Origin of the sequence: Bradyrhizobium sp. CSS354 (genome assembly GCF_029051725.1) — a bacterium.
Classification (GTDB): domain Bacteria; phylum Pseudomonadota; class Alphaproteobacteria; order Rhizobiales; family Xanthobacteraceae; genus Bradyrhizobium.
Genome location: NZ_JAACFU010000008.1, coordinates 254,387 through 274,691 on the forward strand (window position 1 = coordinate 254,387; position 20,305 = coordinate 274,691).

The window sequence follows — 20,305 nt, forward strand, 5'->3', positions numbered from 1 at the left end:
CGCCTTCTTAACCAGCCATCGTCACGATCAACGGTCCGCTTCGCGTGGCGATCACAGTGTGCTCGTATTGAACGGTCGGCGCCTCGGGGCTGCTGTAGAGCGTCCATGGATCATCGCCATCCTGTGCCCATTCGGCGCCCAGGGACAGGAACGGCTCCACGGTGAACACCAGGCCTTCGCTCATGACGCGGCGTTCGGAGCGGTCGGGCCATGTTGCGATCTCCGTCGGCTCCTCGTGGAGCGACAGGCCGACGCCGTGACTGGCAAGGTTCCTGACCAGGCTGTAACCGTTCTTCCGCGCAAAGGTCCCGATGGCCTGACCGATTCCGGCGATCGGCTTGCCGGCTCCAACCTGCTGCAGGCCCGTCCACATCGCGCGCCGGCCATCCCTGCAAAGACGTTCAACCGCGCGGGTTGCGGGTGGAACGGCGAACGACGCTCCCGTATCCGCAAAGAAGCCGTGCTTCTCGGCTGATACGTCGATGTTCACGAGATCCCCGCGCGCGATCCGCCGATCGCCGGGAATGCCATGAGCGATCTCCTCGTTCACGCTGATGCAGGTCGCCCCGGGAAAGTCGTAGGCCAGCTCCGGAGCCGAACGTGCGCCGGCAGCCTCCAGCAATGTTCGCCCGATCTGGTCGAGCTCGGAGGTGGTCATGCCCGGCTCGAGCGCCTTCCCCATTGCCTCCAGGATATTGGCGACGATGCGCCCGATCTCTTTCAGGCGCGCGAGGTCGTTGTCATCCGAGATTGTCATGTCATGCTCTTCCGAAAGCCGGGACATAGCCCTTGTGAAGGCGGCTTGCAAACGGAAGAGATCGTTTCCAAAACGCGTTCAGATATCGTCGAGCAAGCTGCGGACTTTGGCAGCCAGGTCGTCGATGGCGAAGGGCTTGGGAAGCAGATGCTTGCCGGCATCGAGCACGCCATTGTGAACGATTGCATTGCGCGTGTAGCCGGTGGTGAACAGCACCTTCAGCTCCGGGTATCGTTTCGACAGCTCGGCCGCAAGCTCGGCGCCCGTCATGTCGGGCATGACGACATCCGTGAACAGCAGATCTGGGACGAAGCCATTTTCGATCGTCCCGATCGCCTCCTTGGCGCTGGCTGCCTCGATGACGGTGTAGCCAAGTTCGCGCAGGCTCTCGGAAGACATGCTGCGGACGCGCTCGTCGTCTTCCACGACGAGAATGGTTTCGTTCTGATGGCTTGCACCGGCAGGTATCTCTTCCTGCGACGGATCTGAGCCCGCCTCCTCGCCGGCGAAGCGTGGCAGGTAGATCTTCACGGTCGTGCCAACATCGACTTCCGAGTCAATTTTGACATGGCCGCCCGACTGCCGCACGAAACCATAGACCTGACTGAGGCCGAGGCCGGTGCCCTTGCCCACGACCTTGGTCGTAAAAAACGGATCGAACACCTTGCCGAGCACATCGGCCGGAATTCCCGTGCCGTTGTCCGTCACGGCCACGAGAACGTACTGCCCGGGTGCGAGTGCGTACTCGCGAGCATACATTCGATCGATCGAGGCGTTGCTGGTTTCTATCGTCAGCCTGCCGCCCTTTTGCATGGCATCGCGCGCATTGACCGCGAGATTGATCATCGCGCTCTCGAGCTGGGCCGGGTCTGCCTTGACCCGCCAGAGGCCAGCCGCCAGCACCGTCTCGAGGCGGATAAGCTCGCCAAGCGATCGCTCGAGCAGCTCGCTCATCCCGCCGACCATCTTGTTGATGTCCACGACCTCAGGCGCGAGAGGCTGCTGGCGCGAGAAAGCGAGCAGCCTTTGCGTCAACGTGGCGGCGCGATTTGCACCGTCGATGGCGCCCTCGATGAAGCGGTCTATGCTGACCTCTCCCCTGCCGAGCCGCCGCTTGGCAAGATTCAGGCTGCCGAGAATCACGGCCAGCATATTGTTGAAGTCGTGGGCAATACCTCCGGTCAATTGCCCAACGGCCTCCATCTTCTGGGATTGCCGCAATTGCTCTTCTGCTTTCATGCGCTCGGCGATTTCGTCGGCAACACGTTGTTCCAATCCGGCATTGAGCGCCTCGAGCCGAGTCAAGAGCTGGGCGTTGTCGATAGCGGTGGCGGCATGGCCCGCAATACCAAGCAAGGCGGCCTCATGCTCTGCCTGGAACTTACCCGTCTCGCCGTGACCGAAGAAAAGTCCGCCGAGGACTTCGCCGGTTCGCGAGATCACGGGGACCGCCAGGTAGGATCGGACCGGAAGATGGCCCTCGGGCATGCCTTTCCGCGGCGCGTTCTTGCCATAGCGGGGGTCCTGCAGGATGTCGTCGGACCTCACCACGCCAGAGCCCTCGAAGGTCGGGCTAAAGACGGCGGTGTTGCGGGGCATCGGAAAGTTTTCAAACGCGGATCGCGGCGCACCCGACAGCGAATACAGCATGTAGCTGCCGCCATCCGGCGCCAGAACGTTGTAGAAAAAGGCGCCGAATTGAGCACCGGTGAGTCCGACGCCGGCATCCGTCACGATCTGGACGATCTTGTCGAGGTCGCGTTCGCGAGAGACCGAAGCGCCGGTATCATTCAGTATTCTGAGATGACGCTCGGTTTTTTTTTGCGCGGTGATATCAAGTACCGTTCCGATGAACCGAACAGCCTGACCGTTGGCGAAGATGGCTTGACCGGTCGCGGCGATCCAGCGTTCGACCCCATCCTCGATGCCAATGGTTCGGTATTCCATATTGTAGTGTGCTGGCGCGTGCGGCGTCAGCGCCGCGGACACCGCCTCGTGGGCGCGCTGCCTGTCCTCGGGATGAAGGCCCTTCAGGAACGTCCCTTCATAGCTGGCTTCGGCGTCCGGCGGTAAACCGAACACCTCCTTGCAGCGGCTGTCCCATCGAAGAACGTTGTTGACCGGGTCGTAGTCCCAGGTGCCGATACCAGCCGCGTTGTTCGCAAGCGTCAGTCGTTCGGCGGCTTCCCGCGCTGCCTGTTCCGATCGGACGCGCTCGATGTGGGCCCACGATCGCTCGGTCACCTCGGTGAGCAAGGCGAGTTCGCGCGGCGTCCACTGGTGCGGGCCCCGATGATGAATGGCCATCAAGGCGGTAAGTCGTCCTTCTTTCACCAGGGGCTTGCAGATCGTCGAACCGATCCCGATGTTCTGGAAAGTGGCGGCCTCCTCAGGCGCAAGCTCCTTCAAATTGTCATTGATGATGAGGGGCCTGCCGGCGCCGAGCTCTCGCACCGCCTTCTTGCCGAAGTCAGCCAGGCTGTAGTGACCGATGATATGCATTGCGCCCGGCGCCGCCCAATCTCCGCGTATGGTGAAGCCGTCCTGGTCCGCATCCATGTCGGCATAGGCGCAGTTCGAGACGCCGAGATGCTGGCCGACCATTTTGGTCGTGACCGCCATCACGCCGTCGGCATCGCGAGTCTTGGCCGTCTCCTTGTTGAGCGCGTCCAGGAAAAGCAGCCGGGCTTCGTTCTCCCGCACAGCCGTCTCCGCACGGCGGCGCTCGACGGCCGTGCGCGTGCGCTCGGCAACATCGCGGATAAGCTCCAGCTCTTCGGGGCTCCATTCGCGGGGCCTGGCATCGTTCAGATACAGCAGCGCCACGACCCCGTCGGGCTCCGAGATCGGCATGTTGACGAGCGCGCGCGCAGAAATCGCCTCGAGAGCCTCGGCACGATCGCCGACGCGAGGGTCTTTTTCCGCATCGGCACAGATGACGGTCTCGCCGCGCTTGAGGTCTTCGATGTAGCTGCCATAGTCGCGGAAGCGCAGCACGCCTGCGAGGCTCAGGATGCCCGGTGCGTTCCAGTCGCGGACAATTGTGATGGTCTCGGCTGAGGTATCGACCGTGCCGTAGCCTGCCCTGCTGACGTTCAGGCTGCGGCCAAGCAGCTCCGCCGCAGCATAGGCGAGATCGTCGGGATTGTTGATCTCTCGGATGTAGTCGCCGAGCGTGGCTAAGACGGAATTGCGATCGGCCGAGCGGACCCCGGTCGCTGTCGTCATTGGTCTTCCCCTGCCACTTCCCTAACTCCACGATGAGCTAGCTGTTTGATCGTCCCGCTACTGTTCGCTTCGACCCCAGGTAGCCCGCCTGAACATGCAGGCGGGTCGCGCAAATTATCTGCGCGATAACCGCATGATCGCATTTAGGTTCCCGTCAGTACCGTCCCCTGGGAGACTGCCGTTCTGGCCAGCTCCATCGGGCCCCCTGATTGCCAATCCAGACGTCGCGGACAGACCCGTGCGGACGCGCGACCGCAAGTTGTGGCAGCGCGGATCGTCGTGTAGCATCAATGTCTGCTTTTCACCCCGCGTGGTCCCCGTCGTTTCATGCTCGCCCGGCGTCATGCGCGTCGGTGACGCCGACTCCGAATAACCCTGGCCGGCCATTCAGCGGCCGAACGCCAGCGCAACGCCTCCGGCCGCACCGGCGCCATAAGCCCCATAAGCCAATGTAGCAAAGCCCGAACACCGCGCCGAAGGGCTCAGCTCTGCCAGGGCGTGTTGCGGATGCGAGTGCACGCGTTCGGCTTGCGAAATGTGGGATCGTGATCTTCGATGTAATCGAAATTGATCGTGCCAAACGTAGTCTGCGGCTTCTTCAAGGCTGAGCAGGTTTGTATCTGAAGGAAGTCATTCTTGAAATCACCGCGCGGAAATGCGGTGGTCACCTGGTTGCGCTGCTCTGGCGTGTACTCATCATAGCCAATCCCCACGACGTCGACCAAAACGCCCGCATTCGTGAGAGCGATTTCCGGCCGCATGTATTGTGGAATTCCAGGCGTCGTATGTAACGCGATCGCCTCCCAAACCAAATCGGCTTTTGGCTCGTCAATGCCGTGCCCCCTCAGAAATTCGCGGGCGGCATCCGCGCCGTCAACTTCAAACCGCTTGGTCTGCGTGTGGCAATGGCCGACGAGCCCGAGATCGTGGAACAGCGCCGCGATGTAGAGCAGCTCGGGATCGAATTTTAGATTTTGCCGATGTCCCTTGATCGCGCCGAACACAAAGACGCGGACCGAGTGGTTGAACAACATGTCGCTTTCGTACTGGCGCACCAGCCCGGCGGCCTCTCGTGCGATCTTGCTGTCGGGAATCTTCACGCCGGAAATTGCAAAGGTCATTTCAAGCTCCTGCCTTGCATCTCTGATATCTCAGGACATGCCTTCGCAGTCGAAGGCATGTGTTTACCCTCTTCCCGTCTGGCACCGCGGTCAGGCTGCCATCTCCTCCTTCGCGGCCTGTGGCGTATTTCGGAAGCTGATTGCCATGCGATTGTACGCGTTCATCAGGCCGATCGCGATGGTGAGATCGACGAGCTGGCGCTCCTCGAAGACGGCGCGGGCAGCCTCGTAAGCTTGATCCGGGATGCCGGTTTCAGCCACACGGGTCACCGTTTCAGCCCATGCGAGGGCGGCACGCTCCCGCTCGTCGAAGAGATGACCGCCTTCCGCCCAGGCCTGCACCAGCGCGATCTTTTCGATCTTCTGTCCGCTCTTCAGCAGATCGCGCGTGTGCATGTCGAGGCAGTAGGCGCAATTGTTGATCTGCGAAATGCGCAGATAGACCAGAGTGACAAGCGTTGCAGGAAGATTGCTCTGCATGACATAGCCGTAGACGCCGCCGAGCGCTTTCATCCCTGCGGGTGCGATGCGGTCGTAATCGAGACGCTTAGCCATTTTCATACTCCATGATCGGTTCTGTTCGGCGGCTGTCGCCGCGTACTTTCCTTGTCCGATAAATGTCCCCGCGCTGGTCTACAAAATAGCACCAGGAATGGACAAACATCGTGTACTACGGAGGCATGGTCAAACCGCTGCGGCTGGAGCTCGATCGATCTGCGAAGACGCCATTGGCGGAACAAATCCGCAGAGGTATCGGAGCTGCCATCGAGAGCGGCGTGCTCGCGCCGGGAGCTCGTCTGCCGTCCTGGCAGGATTTGGCGGCTCAGCTGGGTGTCGCGCGCGGCACCGTGCGTTCGGCTTACGAAAAGCTCTCATCCGCGCAACTGATCGTCGCGTCGCGCGCGACCGGAACGCATGTTGCGGATCGACCCGCCTTTACTCCTCGGCAGGAAGCAGCTCCCCACCCCGGTTCGTTCATGGAAATGTACCAGGAGCTCACTGCGGGACCGGCCATTTTCCAGATGGGTGTGCCCGCTCACGAGACCTTTCCTGCCAAGCTGTTCTCGAGGATGCGCACGCGGGCGGTGCGCGCGGAGACGAGCGCGCCGGCCATCTACAGGGATCCCCGCGGCGAGCTGGAATTGAGGCGCGACATCGCTGCGTATCTCGCGCTGGCGAGGGGTATCGAATGTGCACCGTCGCAGATCATCATCACGGCCGGCTTCAGCAGCGGGCTCGGACTGGCACTCCGGGTTCTCTGTCTCGAGCAGAAAAAGGTCTGGATGGAGGACCCGGGCTTCCCCTTCACAAGGCACGGCCTTGAGCTTGCAAGGTTGTTGATCACGCCGATCCCGGTCGACGCGGACGGCATCGACGTCGGTTACGGCCTGAAACACGCTCCCGATGCAGCATTGGTCGTCGTGACCCCCGGACAGCAGGCACCGCTTGGCTCCACATTGTCGCTGGCAAGACGTTCACGTCTGCTCGACTGGGCAGCCCAGGAACGGGTCTGGGTGATCGAGGACGACTATCTGAGCGAGCTTCAGCTGAAGGGCCGGGCCACACCTGCGCTCGCCTCTCTCGATCGTTTCGGCCGCGTCATTCACATCGGGTCTTTCAGCAAGACCCTGACTCCTGCGTTGCGGTTGGGCTTCGTCGTTGCACCCGCCTCTCTGGCATCCCGTTTTGCCGAGGTTGCGGCATGCCTCGCTCCGGCCCCCGGGCCCTCCGTACAGATCGCAACCGCCGAATTCATCCGCGACGGCCACTATCTACGGCATCTTCGACGCACGAAGCGGGCCTATGCCGCGCAAGGCGATGCGCTGCTGAAATATTTGAAGGCACGCGCCAAGGACGTCGCGAAGGACGTTGCGATCGCCGGATTGGCCGCGGTCTTGAGACTGCCGGACGGAACCTCCGGCGTCGCGATCGCGAGGGAAGCGGCATCGTTTGGATTGGCGCCCACGCCCCTGTCGCTATGGCATGCGTCTGCGGCCTCGGCGCGATCCGGCCTGTTGCTGGGCATCGCCACATCGCCCCATAAGAGGATCGAGGCCTCCTGCGATCGGCTGCTTCAGATCATCGACCGTCATACATGACGAGCTCGGGCCCTATGCTTCCGCAATCTACACGGGCGTATAGATCACCAGCTTCAGCGCCGGATCGTCATTGGCCTGAAAGCTCGTGTGCTCGAACCGGAGCACGCCCTTGGTCGGATGGTTCATGGTCTTGAGGCCTGCGGCAGTGCTGCGGATCTCGTGTGCTTCCCACCATTTGACGAATTCCGGACTGCCCTGGCGCAGCCGCGTCAGCAATTCCGTAAAGGCGGGATCGCCGGCCCAGACGTCGTGAGTGGTGCGAAACATCGCGACCATACGCTTGGCCACATCGGCCCAGCCCGCGCCGTAGAATTTTCGCGTGCGCTTGTTGGTCATCATCAAGAGCAGCGTGTTGCGATCCTCCTCGGGCAACCGGCCAAATGCGAAGACCTCCTCGGCGGCGGCGTTCCAGGCCAGCACGTCCCAGCGCCGCCCGGTGATGTAGGCCGGATGCGGCAGGCTCTCGATCAGGCGCCGTATGGGCGGCGGCACCACCTCGCGCGCAAACGCGCCCCTCACGCCGTCGCGTGCCAGCGCCTTAAGGTGCGCATGCTCGGTCTTGCTAAGGCGCAACGCGCGCGCCAGCGCATCGACAGTCGTGACCGAAGGGCTGACGGTGCGGCCCTGTTCGAGCCGGATGTACCAGTCGACGCCGATGCCGGCGAGCTGCGCGACCTCCTCGCGGCGCAGGCCCGCCGTGCGGCGCCGCCGGCCGGCGGGAAGCCCGACCGTCTTCGGCGACAGCTTTTCGCGGCGGGAGCGGAGGAAGTCGCCGAATTCGACGCGGCGTGGGTCGGCCATATTGACATGCCTCGATGGAGGGCCCGTGGAATACTAGGATAATACCAGGCCTTCCTGGCCCTGGAAAGGCGGCGCATATGGGTGTCACCCGAACATGAGGTGACCACCATGAAAGCCGCCGTACTCAAATCCCTGGGATCTCCGCTCGTCATCGAGAATGCACCCGAACCGGTGCTCGGGACCGGCGAGGTCATCGTGGACGTCGTCGCCACGCGCGTGCTGTCCTACATGAACGAGGTTTTCAGCGGTGCGCGCAACTATGCGCTCGACCTGCCGATTATCCCGGGGCCTGGCGGCATCGGCCGGGTGCGCGCCATCGGCCCGGACGCGACGAAGCTCAGCGTTGGCGACTGGGTGTTCTGCGACCCGACGGTGCGCTCGCGCGACGACGCCGCAGCGCCCGACATTGCCCTGCAAGGACTCACTGCCCCCGGTGCCGGCGCCATGCGCCTGCAACAGCATTTTCGCCACGGCTCGTTTGCCGAGCAGATGAGGGTGCCGACGGAGAATGTCAAACGGCTCGGCACGATCACGCCGGAGGACGCCACGCGATGGTGTGCGCTGGGGACGCTGCTGGTGCCCTATGGCGGCTTCCTTGCCGCCAACCTTCAGCCCGGCGAGACCGTGCTAGTGAGCGGCGCCACCGGCAATTTCGGCAGTGCGGCCGTCTCGGTCGCGCTCGCGATGGGCGCGGCCTGCGTGGTCGCGCCCGGCCGCAACGACAAGATCTTGGCCGACCTCGTCCGCCGCTTCGGCGATCGCGTGAAGCCAGTCAGGCTCTCCGGCAATGAGGACGACGACCGCGAGAGCATGAAGCGCGCGGCGCCCGTGCCGATCGACTGCGTGCTCGACATCATGCCGCCCTCGGTGAGCACGAATGTAGTGCGCGCGGCGATCATGACGGTGCGCGCATACGGCCGCGTCGTGCTGATGGGTGGTGTCGGCATGGCGGGCGGCGCGGGCCTCGAGCTGCCCTACCCCTGGATCATGCGCAACTGCATCAGCATCCACGGCGTCTGGATGTATCCGCCGGATGCGGCAAGCCGCCTGATCGCGCTGGTGCGCGCGGGACTGCTCAGGTTGGAGGAGTACGAGGCCACCGCCTTCGATCTCGACCACGCCAACGAGGCGGTGGACCATGCCGCCGCCAATGGCGGACCGTTCAAATTGACGGTGATCCGGCCTTGAGCACCCCGAGGAACGCCATTTTTTTCGTCAGTCCGGCCAAGCACTTGGCTACTGTGCATGGGGTTGTTTTCGCGTTTTTTATTCGAGCTCGACCACCTGGCCGTTCGACAGCGACACGCGGCGGTCCATGCGGCCGGCGAGTTCCATGTTGTGGGTCGCGATCAACATGGAGACCTTGGTCGCCTTGACGAGTTGCATCAGGGCCTGGAAAACGTGGTCCGCGGTGTGCGGATCGAGATTGCCGGTCGGCTCGTCCGCAAACAGCACCCGCGGAGCATTGGCCACAGCGCGCGCGATCGCAACGCGCTGCTGCTCGCCGCCGGACAGCTCGGACGGGCGGTGCGTGATACGCTCGCCGAGGCCGAGATAGCCGAGGATCTCCTTGGCGCGCTTGACGCTCTCGGACTTTTTGAGGCCGCGGATCATCTGCGGCATCATGACGTTCTCCAGCGCCGAGAACTCCGGCAGCAGCCGGTGAGACTGGTAGACGAAGCCGATGTCGGTGCGGCGAAGCTGGGTGCGCTCGATGTCGGGCAGCTGCGAGGTCGGCGCGCCGTTGACGTAGACCTCGCCGGAATCGGGCGCTTCCAACAGACCAGCAATGTGCAGCAGCGTCGACTTGCCCGAACCTGACGGCGCCACCAGCGCGACGGACTGGCCCGCCCACAGCGCGAGCTTGGCGCCGTCGAGGATCGTCAGCGGCACCTCGCCCTGCAAGTACTGGCGCTTTATCTCGTGGAGATAAATGACCGGTACATCTTCCGCCCCCTGCTGCTCCATCAGCCCCTCACTCGTACCGCAGCGCTTCGACGGGATCGAGGCGCGCGGCGCGCCAGGACGGATACAGCGTCGCCAGGAACGACAGCGTCAGCGCCATGATCACGACGGCCGAGGTCTCGCCGATGTCGATCTCGGCGGGCAGCTTCGACAGGAAATACAGCTCTGGCGAAAACAGCTCGGTGCTGGTCAGCCAGGACAGGAATTGCCGGATCGACTCGATGTTGAGGCAGATCACCAGCCCGACGATGAATCCGACCATCGTACCGACCACGCCGATCGAAGCGCCCGTGATCAGGAAGATGCGCATGATCGAGCCTTGCGAGGCCCCCATCGTGCGCAGGATCGCGATGTCGCTGCCCTTGTCCTTCACCAGCATGATCAGGCCGGAGACGATGTTGAGCGCCGCGACCAGCACGATCATGGTGAGGATCAGGAACATCACGTTGCGCTCGACCTGGAGCGCGTTGAAAAAGGTCGAGTTGCGCTGGCGCCAGTCTACCAGGAACACCGGCCGGCCCGCCGCCTCCGTCACGGCCTGACGAAACGCGACGATCTGATCCGGATTGGTGGTGAAGACCTCGATCGAGGTGACGTCGTTGCTGCGGTTGAAATAGGCCTGCGCCTCCGCCAGCGGCATGAAGACGAAGCCGAGATCATACTCCGACATGCCGATCTCGAACACCGCGGCGATCTTGTACGGTTTGATGCGCGGAGTCGTGCCCATCGGGGTGACCGCGCCCTTCGGCGCCACCAGCGTGATGCTGTCGCCGGCGTGCAGCGACAACTGGTCGGCAAGGCGCCGGCCGATCGCGACCCCCTGCCCGTCGTCAAAACCCTCGAGCGAACCCTGCTTGATGTTCTTGGCGATCGAGGTGAGATTGTTGAGATCGTCGGAGCGGATGCCGCGCACCAGGACGCCGGAGGCGTTCCACGGCGATGACGCCAGCGCCTGGCCGTCCACCACGGGCGCTGCGAGCCGGATACCCTGGACCTGGCTGAGGCGGTCGGCGACGTCCTTCCAGTCGGTCAGCGGCGATTCCAGCGGCTGGACCAGGATGTGGCCGTTGAGCCCGAGGATCTTGTCGAGCAGCTCCTTGCGGAAGCCGTTCATGACGGCCATGACGATAATCAGCGTCGCCACGCCCAGCATGATACCGAGGAAGGAGAACCCGGCGATGACCGAGATGAATCCCTCCTTGCGGCGCGCCCGTAAGTAGCGCGCCGACAGCATCCACTCGAATGGCGCAAAAGGCGCGGTTTGAACGGTTTCGGTCATGGTCTCATCCATCGCTCGATAGTCCCATGATTCGGGGTCAAATGTGGCCGGATTGGCGGCCGCGATCTCGGGCGATGAACAATATTCAGCCGACCAGCCTTATCAGCCCACAAGTCTTGCGACCGCGTCCGCAGGCGACATGGTCTCGCGGGCGCCGTCACTTCGCCGCTTGAGCTCGATCTTGCCGTCGGCAAGCCCTTTCGGCCCGATCATGATCTGCCATGGGATGCCGATCAGGTCGGCGGCGGCGAATTTGGCTCCGGCCCGCTGGTCGGTGTCGTCGTAGAGCACGTCGACGCTCTTGGCGGACAGCTCCGCATAGAGCTTCTCGCAGGCCGCATCGACCGCGGCATCGCCCTGCTTGAGGTTGAGAATCGACACGCGGAACGGGGCAACGGCCTCCGGCCATTTGATGCCGGCATCGTCATGACAGGCCTCGATGATGGCCCCGAGCAGGCGCGAGACGCCGACGCCGTAGGAGCCGCCATGGATCGGCACGTCGACACCGTCGGGGCCCGCCACCAGCGCCTTCATCGCGTCGGAATACTTCGTGCCGAAGTAGAAGATCTGCCCGACCTCGATACCGCGGGTATTCACCCGCTTGTCCGCGGGCACTTCCTGCTCGAAGCGCGCGGCGTCGTGAACATCTTCCGTCGCCGCATAGACCGAGGTCCATTGCTTGATGATCGGCGTCAAATCACTCTCATAGTCGACGTCCTCGCCCGGCACCGGCAGGTCCAGCACGTCGCGATTGATGAAAACGCCGGATTCGCCGGTCTCGGCGAGCACGATGAACTCGTGGCTGAGATCACCGCCGATCGGCCCGGTCTCGGCGCGCATCGGGATCGCCTTCAGCCCCATCCGCGCGAAGGTGCGCAAATACGCCACGAACATCTTGTTGTAGGCGACGCGCGCCGCGGCCTCGTTGAGGTCGAACGAATAGGCGTCCTTCATCAAGAACTCGCGGCCGCGCATCACGCCGAAGCGCGGACGCTGCTCGTCGCGGAATTTCCATTGAATATGATAGAGATTCAGCGGCAGGCTCTTGTAGGACTTCACATAGGCGCGGAAGATCTCGGTGATCATTTCCTCATTGGTCGGTCCGTACAACAGCTCACGCTTGTGCCGGTCGGCGATGCGCAGCATCTCGGGGCCATAGGCATCGTAGCGGCCGCTCTCGCGCCAGAGATCGGCAAGCTGGAGCGTCGGCATCAACAGTTCAAGCGCGCCGGCGCGGTCCTGCTCCTCGCGCACGATCTGCTCGATCTTCTTCAAGACGCGGAAGCCGAGTGGCAACCAGGCATAGATGCCGGCGGCCTCCTGCCGGATCATGCCGGCACGCAGCATCAGCCGATGCGAGACGATCTCCGCCTCTTTCGGATTTTCCTTCAGAATGGGCAGAAAGAACCGCGACAACCGCATGGCAATACTCGAGGAATCAGTGACGGCTTGCAGTGAAACCGGATTGGGAGCCAAAACACAAGACCGGGAATGAGGAAAACCCGCTAACACAGCGGAATTCCTGTCATTTTCCGTCGACTTCAGATTCGACATGATGTGCCGAAGAGCGCGATTCAGGGCGCTGCCACCTCGAGTTCGTCCTCCAGCGTGATCTTCTCGAAATCGCTCACCAGAGCGTCGATCCGCACATGCCAGCGGCCCGCAAAGGGCAGCTCGACCTTGCGCACGTGCCAATAGCGGTCCGGCCCGCGCGAGGCGTTCCGCTCCATCGGCTCAATGCCGCGTTCGGGCAGGCTCAGCGTCAGCGTCACCTCCTTGGCCTCGAGCACCGCCCCCTCGCCGGTCATGAGCTGCAGCACGAAATCGTCGATACCCGCCTTACCCGGCGAGACCAGGACCTGGAACATCGCCCTGTCGGTATGGATGTGGATCGCCAGCGGCGTCTCCGGAACGATCGTTCGCGGCGGCGGCGTGAAGCGCCAGCCGGCCACGACGGCGAAGATGCCGAGCGCGATGGCGCATTCGAGCACGATCGAGCGCTTCAGGGTCTGCGCGGCCTTGTGATCCCCCGCCAGCGCCGGGGTCAGGCGAAAGCGGTTGAGCGTGGCAAGCGCCAGCAACACGAGGACCAGCGCAAGCTTGATCGAGAGGATCAGTCCGTACCGGGTCTCCACCAATGCAGACGGCTTTTCAAGCTGGACGATGGCGAGCGCGAGGCCGGTCAATGCGAGAACGCCAACGACCGGCGCGGCGAGGCGAGCAAAGCGGTTCACGACAGGCAATGCCGCGGCGGGCCGCCTCGACAACAGGGCGACCAGCGGCGCGAGAGCCCCAATCCAAAAGGCGACACCGAGGCCATGGAGAAAGATTGCCGGCCGGGTCAACAGTTCAGGCGGTGCCGTAGCGGCGTGCCCGGTCATGGCCAGCGACAAGCCGACGCCGACGAAGGCAATGATCGCCAGAGCGCGCGCGCACCACGCGTTGCCTAGCGCCAGCAGCGCGAGCAGCATTGCAGCGCCGGCTACAAGCAAGGCTGGGCCCGCGCTGGTCCCGGATGCGACTTTCCAGGGAGCCATCGTCGCGAGAGCCGATAGCGGTAGCCCGAGGAGATCCAGCCCCAACACACCAAGGGAGACCACCGTGCTCGGGACGCCGATGGCGAGCGCCACGCACGGAACGGTTATGCCGGTCATCGACCACGCAACCCAGCGCGCAAAGAACACGCCGCCGACGCCGACGAACAGGCCAAGATAGAGAGCGACCCGCGCCAGCCAGATCAGCACGTTCAATCCGCCATCGGCATTTGCGGGAGGTTGCGTCCCCGTCGGCATGCCGATCGAGAAGATCACCGATCCCGCAACGGGATGGCCATCCTGCGAGATCACGCGATAGCTGACGACCGCCGTGCCCTGCGGCATGTCCGCCGGCATCGCAACCGAGATGGTCTCGCCCGATGCGTCGACGCGCAAATCATCCCGCGCCCTGCCCGCGCCGTCGATCAATTGGATGGCGCCCGGCGTCACTGTCTCGTTGAAGCGCAACTCCACCGCCTTCGGCGCGCTCGCGAGCATGCTGCCGCTCGCCGGCTCGACCGCGACGAGCGCCGCGTGCGCCGAGGCGCCGGTCGAGAAGCCGACAACGAGGAGTAGCGTCGCGAGCGCGGCGAGCAGGCGCATCAGGGTTTTGGCAGGAGTTTCAGGCCAGGCGCCGGAGAACTGCCTTCGTGCGAATGCTTCGCTCCCTCCGCGGGGATCTCGATCCAGCGGCTGACGCCGGTCTCGCATTCCTGGACGACGGGAAAATACAGCGTCGTGTTCGGCTTCAGGCTCGTGGTGAGGAAGCTGCTGATGACGAACTCATCGTAATTGTGGTCTGGCAGCTTGCCGCCGGACCAGGCCACCTCCTTGACGCCGGTGGAAAGCTTGTTGCCGTGGTAGTCGTACTCATTTGCGTATTTGCCCTCGACGATATCGACGGTCCAGCCCGCCTTCGGCATCGGCTTCACAGCGATCACGCCTTCCGGAATCTGCACCCGGATCTTCACCGTGGGCGAGCCCTTGCAGCCGTGCGGCACAGCGAAGACGGCCTTGTAGTAGGAGCCGACCGCCGCCTGTTTGGTCTCTAGCGTGATATGCGCCGCCGCAGGGGACGCTGCGAGCGCGACGATCAGACTCGCAAGGATTCGATGCATGGTCATGGAAGGCTTGATCTGTTTCATCACATCTTCATTCCCGAATGATCAGGCATTTTCTTCATCATGTGTCCGCTATCGCCGGGCGCCTGGGCGCCGACGCCTTGGACGTCGAGGGAGACGGCGACCTTGCCGGCCTTCTCGAATTGAAGCGTCACCGGCACCTTGTCCCCCTGCTTGAAGGGGCCCTTCAACTCCTGGAGCATCAGGTGATAGCCGCCGGGGGCGAACTTCACCGTCTTGCCGGGATCGATCACGAGTCCCTTGTCGAGCAGGCGCATCTTCATCACGCCGTTGTCCGTCGCCATCTCGTGGACCTCAGCCTTCCCCGCGATATCGGCGTAAACGCCGACCAGCTTGTCGGCCACTGTGCCCTTGTTCTCGATGGTGAGATAGCCGCCGGCGACCTTGGCGCCGCCCGGCGTCGCCCGGCTCCACGCCTGCGAAATGACGAGATCGCCCGCCTTGACGTCGTCGGCCTGTGCGACGGCACAGCCGGTCAGCAACAGTGAAATTGTAAGGAGAGTTCGTCCGATATTTTTCATATTGATTGCCTCTTTCACGATTGATCGAGCCGAGAATGGCCCTGCATTCTTCCACGACGACCTTCCGCCACCGTCAGCAGCGGCATTCGGAACGCCGGCCTGCAGCGGAGCCGAACATAGACCCAAGTGCCCATTTGCACGTCACCATCGATACCTCATTCCAGCGTACACTGCTCTTCCCGTGCCCGGCTCAAACAATGCTGATGTCGCCGTCGCTCGATCGATGATACTCGCGCTGGCTATGTAGGTCTTGCTGGTGAGATTGCGCCCCTCGATGTAGGCAGACATCGGGCCGCCATTGTCGAATCCGGCTTTCAATCCCAACAGGGCGTAAGGCTCTGTCGTCAGTGTATTCATGCTGTCGACGAAGTAGGCCTGTGGCACCCATTCGACGTTGGGTCCAACATAGAAACCGGTAGGGTGTTTGTAGAGAAGCTCCGCGCGCAGGTAGTGGCTTGGAGCTCCCGGCAGTCGATTGTTTCCGAAGGTTGGATCTTTGTCGAAGCGGAAGTCGTTGAAGGAATAAGCGACATTTAGCCAGATCTTGTCCGGCGCCGGACCATTGACGAAGACCTCACGAAAGATTGCTGCGCCCGCGCCGGCCTCGATGCCTTGATGGATGGTGCGGTCGGCGTTGGTCACATTGCAATTGCCGAAAGCACTATAGAGGCATTGCAATTCGTCGCGAATGTTGGCCCGGTAGGCCGTCAGTTCCCAGACGTAATCAGATCGCTTCATGCGAGTCCCGATTTCGTACGTGGTCGCAATCTGCGGGCGGATGCTGGTGAACGGGATCGTCGGAATGCCGAGACCAATCGCGCTTTCGCCAAAGCTCGGCACCTCGGCGCTCCGCGAGACATTGGCGAAGGCCTGCCAGCTCGGATCGATTTGCCACAACAGACCGCCTTTCGGCGACCAGATATTAAAGCGCGTTGCCCCCGATTGATTCCCGTCGCTGAGGAAACGATCCTGCCGATTGCGGGTCGCGTACAAGAATTGCGTGCCGCCGATCACTGCAAGATTTGGAAGGACGTAGAAGCTGTCTTCGACATAGGCGGAGGTATTCTCCGACCGATCGATCGAGGAAGAAAGCAGCGCGCCCTTCTGCCCCCCAAAGTTGGCGAACTGCTGGTTGTCGATGCTGCCGTTCAGCACATTGACGCCTGCGACCAGCCTGTTGCGGAAGCCGCCAATGGTGCGGTCATCCGTGATCTTCGCGAATCCTCCATAGTCCTTGTAACGGTAGTCCAGCCATTGAAAGATCGGATGCATCAAATGGCGATCGACGCCAAATGCCCCGAATTCGACTTTGGTGTCATCGAAACGAATGGTGGTTTTGTTGGCGAGCCTGACAGTATCGATATTGCGCTGCTGATCCATCGCAACATTCGCGGGTGCAGCAGCTTCAGGATCGGTCAAAGCGGATGTCTTGGTCACGGTACCCGGGATTCGCTGCCGCACTTCGTTGGCATTGAGGTAGAACCGCGTCTCGACATCCGGTGAGAACTGATACCCGACATTGCCGCTCAAACGGTTGCTCGAGCCGAAGCTGTGATCGCGAAATCCGTCTGCGGCCTGCGTGGAAGCGGTAACGAAACCGTCCCATGGCCCGTTGACGCCTCCTGCGTTCGCCTGAAGTCGTTTGTAGCCGAATCCTCCGACGTCGAAGGACACACCATTCGGAAACGAGTCGCGGCCGGTCGGAGTCACGAAGTTGATCGCCCCTCCCAGCGAATTGGCGCCAAACTGAAGCGCGTTGCCGCCTTTGAAGACTTCGACATATTTGTAGGCGCTCGGATCGATCTCCTGGAAATCGCCATAGCCATCCGCAGTGTTGATCGGAATGCCGTCCATATAGAGCTGCACGCCGCGCAGATGAAAATTGCGCGACAGGCCAGACCCGCGAATCGAAAGGCGAGTGTCGTCGCCCCATTTGGGCTGGGCGTACACGCCGGGCACGTAATCCAGAACATCCTTTATCGTGTTGGATGGCGTCGAGTTCCTGTACGCCTCGGCCGATACGAGCGCCACGCCGCCCGGAGTCTGGTTAATCTCCGCCAGCGCTTGTTGCGCAGTCAGAACCGTCAGGGCGCCCGGAGCCCCTACACTCTGTTCGCTCGCGGTTTGCTGCGGCGATAGGGTCGTTCGCGGGCTTCGCGTGACGGGCGCCGATCGCGCAGAATTGCTTGGCGCTCGGACCGCCGACGCGCGCTTCTGTTGAGGCGCCTCAACCGTGATTGGCGGCAGCACTGCGCCGCTGCCTTGGGCAAAGGTTCCGCTCGACGACGCAAGCAGCGCGGCCTGAACGGCAACGATGCTCACGCCGCGGCGGGCATGACAACGTAACATGGGAGCATTCCTGACGCCGGGCTTTCTCTCCGGCCATTCGACAGCATCAATCGCCTGCGGCGGGCCGCGGCGATCACGAGAGTCGTCAGGAAGGTTGAGGCGGTGCGCGTGCCTGAGCACTCGAGCCCTTATGGGCCGCGCCGGCGAATGCCTCCGCCGCGTGCCACACCACGCGCTCGGCGTGGCGGAAGGGAACGGAAAGCGCGGCATGCGACGGCGAATCGAGCGACGCGCCCACTTGGGCCAAGCAACAGAGGGCGCATGCACCGGAATGTGCGACCGGCGTACCCGCCGGATCGTTCAGGCCGCCCTGCTCGCTCGCGCTGTGGCAGATGACGGCGGCGGAAAGCGGATCGGCCACGACCTGGCCGGCCGCAAGACAGGCGGCAATCGGCGCCAGCACCTGCATCACCAAGGCGAGCAGGACCAGGGGTAGGAATTTTTGCAGCCGTGCGCGCATCCGCCGAACCATTCGTTCGTCTACTAACTAAACACCGCGTTATGGCCGAGTCGAGCCCGGTTCCGCCGCCTTCTTGGTCCAGCGCAAATTCCTTGGAAACTGTGGTCCGGCCGCCCGCGGGAGGGGACCTTCGGCATTTGAGGCAGTTCCGCCCCCTGCTCCATCCACAGATTTCTTATATTTGTCATATGGTTACAAGGCCGGAAGCCCGATCATTTCGTCAATTGCTCGAATTTTGAACATTCGTTGCCGAAAATGATGACAAGTGAGAAAAGTTGATCTAGCATCCGCTTGCTCAGGCTGGCCGCGAGGTCGAAGTCTGGTGGTCCAAGTCTCGGGAGGAGCCCCTGGCGCGCAAAATGCAGCGTCGCCCCGCCAATCAAGATCAAATCTTAGAATCGGGGATAATAGGGTCGACACAATTTTCGAGCGGGGCTAGGGCCCCGCTCTTTTTTTGTCTGCGGGGCTGAAGCGCGGATGAATACTTCTTCCAATCCTATCGAACAGAGCTTTGAACTTGCAGCCTCGCGCTGCACGGATCTCACGCCACACGTCTATCAGCGGCTGTTCGAACAGCACCCCGAAACGCGGGCGATGTTCCGCACCCAAGGCAGCGAACTCGTGATGGGATCGATGCTGGCACTCACGATCGAGGCGATTCTCGACTTCGCCGGTGATCGCCGTGGGCAATTTCGGCTGATCGCGTGCGAGGTCGCCTCGCACGACGGCTACGGCACACCGCGCGAGCTGTTCATCGCCTTCTTCTCCGTGATCAGGGATACGCTGCGCGATCTCCTCCGCGATGAATGGTCGCCGGACATTGCGCAGGCCTGGGACCGAGTGCTCATCGAGATCGACGCGTTCGCGGGCGTCCCGGCCTGACGCTTTGCGCTGCACCAACGCGGCTTGCGGCAATCTCGCGTTGATTGCAGATTGAGTGGCACCAACTCTTGTGAGACACTTTCGGACATCGGTCGCGCAATCAATGACGCGCCGAAGATAAATTTGTATGGGAGCGAGCGATGTCCGGGACGAAAGATTTCTCGACGACGAGGCGCGATCTTCTTCAGGCGGCAGCAACCGCCGGCGCCGCGACTGCCATCCTCGGCAGCATGGGCATAAACCCCGCCCTCGCAGCCGAAGTCGGACGAAGCGAGAAGCCGCTGAAGGCGGCGTTCTCCAACGCAGGCCTGCAGGCAACCTGGTGCGCGCAGGGCAAGCAGGCCGCGGAATTCTGGGGCAAGCTGTTCAATGTCGAGGTCACCTGGTTCGACGGCCAGCTCGATGCCGTGAAGCAGCGCGCGGCTATCGACAACATGGCTTCGCAGAAATGGGACTTCGTCGCGATCCAGGCATTCGGCATCGGCACCCTCACCCAGCCAGTGCAGAAGATGATCGATGCCGGCACGCCCGTGATCGACATGGACACGCTGATTGCGCCGCTAGACCAGATCAACGTCCACTCCTTCCTCGCCCCTGATAACGAGTTCATGGGCGCCTCCGTGACGCAGGCGCTGTGCAACGCCATGGGCGGCAAGGGCAAGATCATCATGACGCAAGGAGCCCTCGGCCACACCGGCGCGCAGGGCCGCGCCAAGGGCTTCAACAATGTCGTGAAGCAATTCCCCGGGATCGAGGTGCTCGACACCCAGCCGGCCGACTGGGACGTGTCGAAGACCGCACGTCTCTGGGAAACCTACCTGACGAAGTATCCGCAGATCGACGCGGCGTTCTTCCACAATGACGACATGGCGCTCGCGGCCGCCAACATCATGAAGGCGCGGGGCCGCACCAACATCCTGATCGGCGGCGTGGATGCGATGCCGCCGGCGATCCAGGCGGTCAGCGAGGGCCGCATGTTCGCAACCGTCCGCAATCCGTCCTGCCGCATTCATGGCGGCGCCGTCATCGCGGGCGTCTCCGCCGTGGTCGGCGGCGAAAAGAGCGGACAGGGCATTCCCAAGAACGTCGTTACCGACGGTCCGGTCGTGACCAAGGCCAACGCCGCCGGGATGCAATGGATGCAGGATCACTTCCTGATCTGAGCCT

Annotated in this window: 17 protein-coding genes; 4 read left to right on the plus strand and 13 right to left on the minus strand. The window is 62.7% G+C overall.

All coding sequences use genetic code 11. The features are described from left to right. Positions 1–7: 7 nt before the first annotated feature. The 4 genes from map to GWG67_RS21495 all read right to left on the minus strand — a co-directional run bounded on the left by map (position 8) and on the right by GWG67_RS21495 (position 5,661). Positions 8–757, minus strand: coding sequence for a type I methionyl aminopeptidase (gene map, locus GWG67_RS21480; RefSeq protein WP_275171280.1), 750 nt, complete (start codon positions 755–757; stop codon positions 8–10). Between the two features lie 78 nt (positions 758–835). Beyond that, positions 836–3,985, minus strand: coding sequence for a GAF domain-containing protein (locus tag GWG67_RS21485; RefSeq protein WP_275171281.1), 3,150 nt, complete (start codon positions 3,983–3,985; stop codon positions 836–838). A gap of 482 nt (positions 3,986–4,467) precedes the next feature. Next, complete coding sequence (locus GWG67_RS21490) at positions 4,468–5,106, minus strand: HD domain-containing protein (RefSeq protein ID WP_275171282.1); 639 nt, start codon at positions 5,104–5,106, stop codon at positions 4,468–4,470. Between the two features lie 90 nt (positions 5,107–5,196). Further along, the gene (locus GWG67_RS21495) at positions 5,197–5,661 is read right to left on the minus strand and encodes a carboxymuconolactone decarboxylase family protein (protein WP_275171283.1); all 465 of its coding nucleotides are present in this window, start codon (positions 5,659–5,661) and stop codon (positions 5,197–5,199) included. Between the two features lie 125 nt (positions 5,662–5,786). Here GWG67_RS21495 and GWG67_RS21500 point away from each other — a divergent pair, with 125 nt between their 5' ends. Then, positions 5,787–7,205, plus strand: a complete 1,419-nt coding sequence (locus tag GWG67_RS21500; protein ID WP_275171284.1) for a PLP-dependent aminotransferase family protein — start codon at positions 5,787–5,789, stop codon at positions 7,203–7,205. A gap of 27 nt (positions 7,206–7,232) precedes the next feature. Here GWG67_RS21500 and GWG67_RS21505 read toward each other — a convergent pair whose 3' ends face one another. Next, on the minus strand, positions 7,233–8,006 hold the full coding sequence (locus tag GWG67_RS21505) for a helix-turn-helix transcriptional regulator (RefSeq protein WP_275171285.1): 774 nt from the start codon (positions 8,004–8,006) through the stop codon (positions 7,233–7,235). Between the two features lie 108 nt (positions 8,007–8,114). On the opposite strand from GWG67_RS21505, the gene GWG67_RS21510 reads away from it, so the two are divergent. Then, positions 8,115–9,194 carry a zinc-binding alcohol dehydrogenase family protein gene (locus GWG67_RS21510; protein WP_275171286.1) on the plus strand — a complete coding sequence of 360 codons (1,080 nt, stop codon included), beginning with the start codon at positions 8,115–8,117 and terminating at the stop codon, positions 9,192–9,194. Positions 9,195–9,272: 78 nt separating this feature from the next. Here GWG67_RS21510 and GWG67_RS21515 read toward each other — a convergent pair whose 3' ends face one another. From GWG67_RS21515 to GWG67_RS21550, 8 genes are all read right to left on the minus strand, one after another. Beyond that, positions 9,273–9,974, minus strand: a complete 702-nt coding sequence (locus tag GWG67_RS21515) for an ABC transporter ATP-binding protein (protein ID WP_275171287.1) — start codon at positions 9,972–9,974, stop codon at positions 9,273–9,275. Between the two features lie 7 nt (positions 9,975–9,981). Next, the gene (locus GWG67_RS21520) at positions 9,982–11,262 is read right to left on the minus strand and encodes a lipoprotein-releasing ABC transporter permease subunit (RefSeq protein WP_007603606.1); all 1,281 of its coding nucleotides are present in this window, start codon (positions 11,260–11,262) and stop codon (positions 9,982–9,984) included. Positions 11,263–11,352: 90 nt separating this feature from the next. Further along, positions 11,353–12,672 (minus strand): proline--tRNA ligase, encoded by a 1,320-nt coding sequence (proS, locus tag GWG67_RS21525; protein ID WP_275171288.1) that lies wholly within the window; start codon positions 12,670–12,672, stop codon positions 11,353–11,355. A gap of 152 nt (positions 12,673–12,824) precedes the next feature. Continuing rightward, positions 12,825–14,387, minus strand: coding sequence for a copper resistance CopC/CopD family protein (locus GWG67_RS21530; protein WP_275171289.1), 1,563 nt, complete (start codon positions 14,385–14,387; stop codon positions 12,825–12,827). Next, the gene (locus GWG67_RS21535; RefSeq protein ID WP_275171390.1) at positions 14,387–14,902 is read right to left on the minus strand and encodes a YcnI family protein; all 516 of its coding nucleotides are present in this window, start codon (positions 14,900–14,902) and stop codon (positions 14,387–14,389) included. The genes GWG67_RS21530 and GWG67_RS21535 overlap by 1 nt, the downstream gene beginning before the upstream one ends. Positions 14,903–14,928: 26 nt before the next feature. Further along, on the minus strand, positions 14,929–15,447 hold the full coding sequence (locus tag GWG67_RS21540) for a copper chaperone PCu(A)C (RefSeq protein WP_275171290.1): 519 nt from the start codon (positions 15,445–15,447) through the stop codon (positions 14,929–14,931). A 141-nt stretch (positions 15,448–15,588) separates the two neighbouring features. Beyond that, the gene (locus GWG67_RS21545) at positions 15,589–17,796 is read right to left on the minus strand and encodes a TonB-dependent receptor (protein ID WP_275171291.1); all 2,208 of its coding nucleotides are present in this window, start codon (positions 17,794–17,796) and stop codon (positions 15,589–15,591) included. Positions 17,797–17,881: 85 nt separating this feature from the next. Further along, positions 17,882–18,256, minus strand: coding sequence for a DUF2946 family protein (locus tag GWG67_RS21550; protein WP_275171292.1), 375 nt, complete (start codon positions 18,254–18,256; stop codon positions 17,882–17,884). Positions 18,257–18,733: 477 nt separating this feature from the next. Here GWG67_RS21550 and GWG67_RS21555 point away from each other — a divergent pair, with 477 nt between their 5' ends. Beyond that, positions 18,734–19,138 (plus strand): globin, encoded by a 405-nt coding sequence (locus GWG67_RS21555; RefSeq protein ID WP_275171293.1) that lies wholly within the window; start codon positions 18,734–18,736, stop codon positions 19,136–19,138. A gap of 140 nt (positions 19,139–19,278) precedes the next feature. Next, a complete protein-coding gene (locus GWG67_RS21560; protein ID WP_199198585.1) occupies positions 19,279–20,301 on the plus strand; it encodes a sugar ABC transporter substrate-binding protein in 1,023 nt (340 codons plus the stop codon). Positions 20,302–20,305 lie beyond the last annotated feature (4 nt).

Excerpts from the sequence above, each read along its gene's own strand:
- map (WP_275171280.1), bottom strand. The coding sequence starts at position 757 with ATGACAATCTCGGATGACAACGACCTCGCGCGCCTGAAAGAGATCGGG.
- GWG67_RS21485 (WP_275171281.1), bottom strand. The coding sequence starts at position 3,985 with ATGACGACAGCGACCGGGGTCCGCTCGGCCGATCGCAATTCCGTCTTA.
- GWG67_RS21490 (WP_275171282.1), bottom strand. The coding sequence starts at position 5,106 with ATGACCTTTGCAATTTCCGGCGTGAAGATTCCCGACAGCAAGATCGCA.
- GWG67_RS21495 (WP_275171283.1), bottom strand. The coding sequence starts at position 5,661 with ATGGCTAAGCGTCTCGATTACGACCGCATCGCACCCGCAGGGATGAAA.
- GWG67_RS21500 (WP_275171284.1), top strand. The coding sequence starts at position 5,787 with ATGGTCAAACCGCTGCGGCTGGAGCTCGATCGATCTGCGAAGACGCCA.
- GWG67_RS21505 (WP_275171285.1), bottom strand. The coding sequence starts at position 8,006 with ATGGCCGACCCACGCCGCGTCGAATTCGGCGACTTCCTCCGCTCCCGC.
- GWG67_RS21510 (WP_275171286.1), top strand. The coding sequence starts at position 8,115 with ATGAAAGCCGCCGTACTCAAATCCCTGGGATCTCCGCTCGTCATCGAG.
- GWG67_RS21515 (WP_275171287.1), bottom strand. The coding sequence starts at position 9,974 with ATGGAGCAGCAGGGGGCGGAAGATGTACCGGTCATTTATCTCCACGAG.
- GWG67_RS21520 (WP_007603606.1), bottom strand. The coding sequence starts at position 11,262 with ATGGATGAGACCATGACCGAAACCGTTCAAACCGCGCCTTTTGCGCCA.
- proS (WP_275171288.1), bottom strand. The coding sequence starts at position 12,672 with ATGCGGTTGTCGCGGTTCTTTCTGCCCATTCTGAAGGAAAATCCGAAA.
- GWG67_RS21530 (WP_275171289.1), bottom strand. The coding sequence starts at position 14,387 with ATGCGCCTGCTCGCCGCGCTCGCGACGCTACTCCTCGTTGTCGGCTTC.
- GWG67_RS21535 (WP_275171390.1), bottom strand. The coding sequence starts at position 14,902 with ATGCATCGAATCCTTGCGAGTCTGATCGTCGCGCTCGCAGCGTCCCCT.
- GWG67_RS21540 (WP_275171290.1), bottom strand. The coding sequence starts at position 15,447 with ATGAAAAATATCGGACGAACTCTCCTTACAATTTCACTGTTGCTGACC.
- GWG67_RS21545 (WP_275171291.1), bottom strand. The coding sequence starts at position 17,796 with ATGTTACGTTGTCATGCCCGCCGCGGCGTGAGCATCGTTGCCGTTCAG.
- GWG67_RS21550 (WP_275171292.1), bottom strand. The coding sequence starts at position 18,256 with ATGCGCGCACGGCTGCAAAAATTCCTACCCCTGGTCCTGCTCGCCTTG.
- GWG67_RS21555 (WP_275171293.1), top strand. The coding sequence starts at position 18,734 with ATGAATACTTCTTCCAATCCTATCGAACAGAGCTTTGAACTTGCAGCC.
- GWG67_RS21560 (WP_199198585.1), top strand. The coding sequence starts at position 19,279 with ATGTCCGGGACGAAAGATTTCTCGACGACGAGGCGCGATCTTCTTCAG.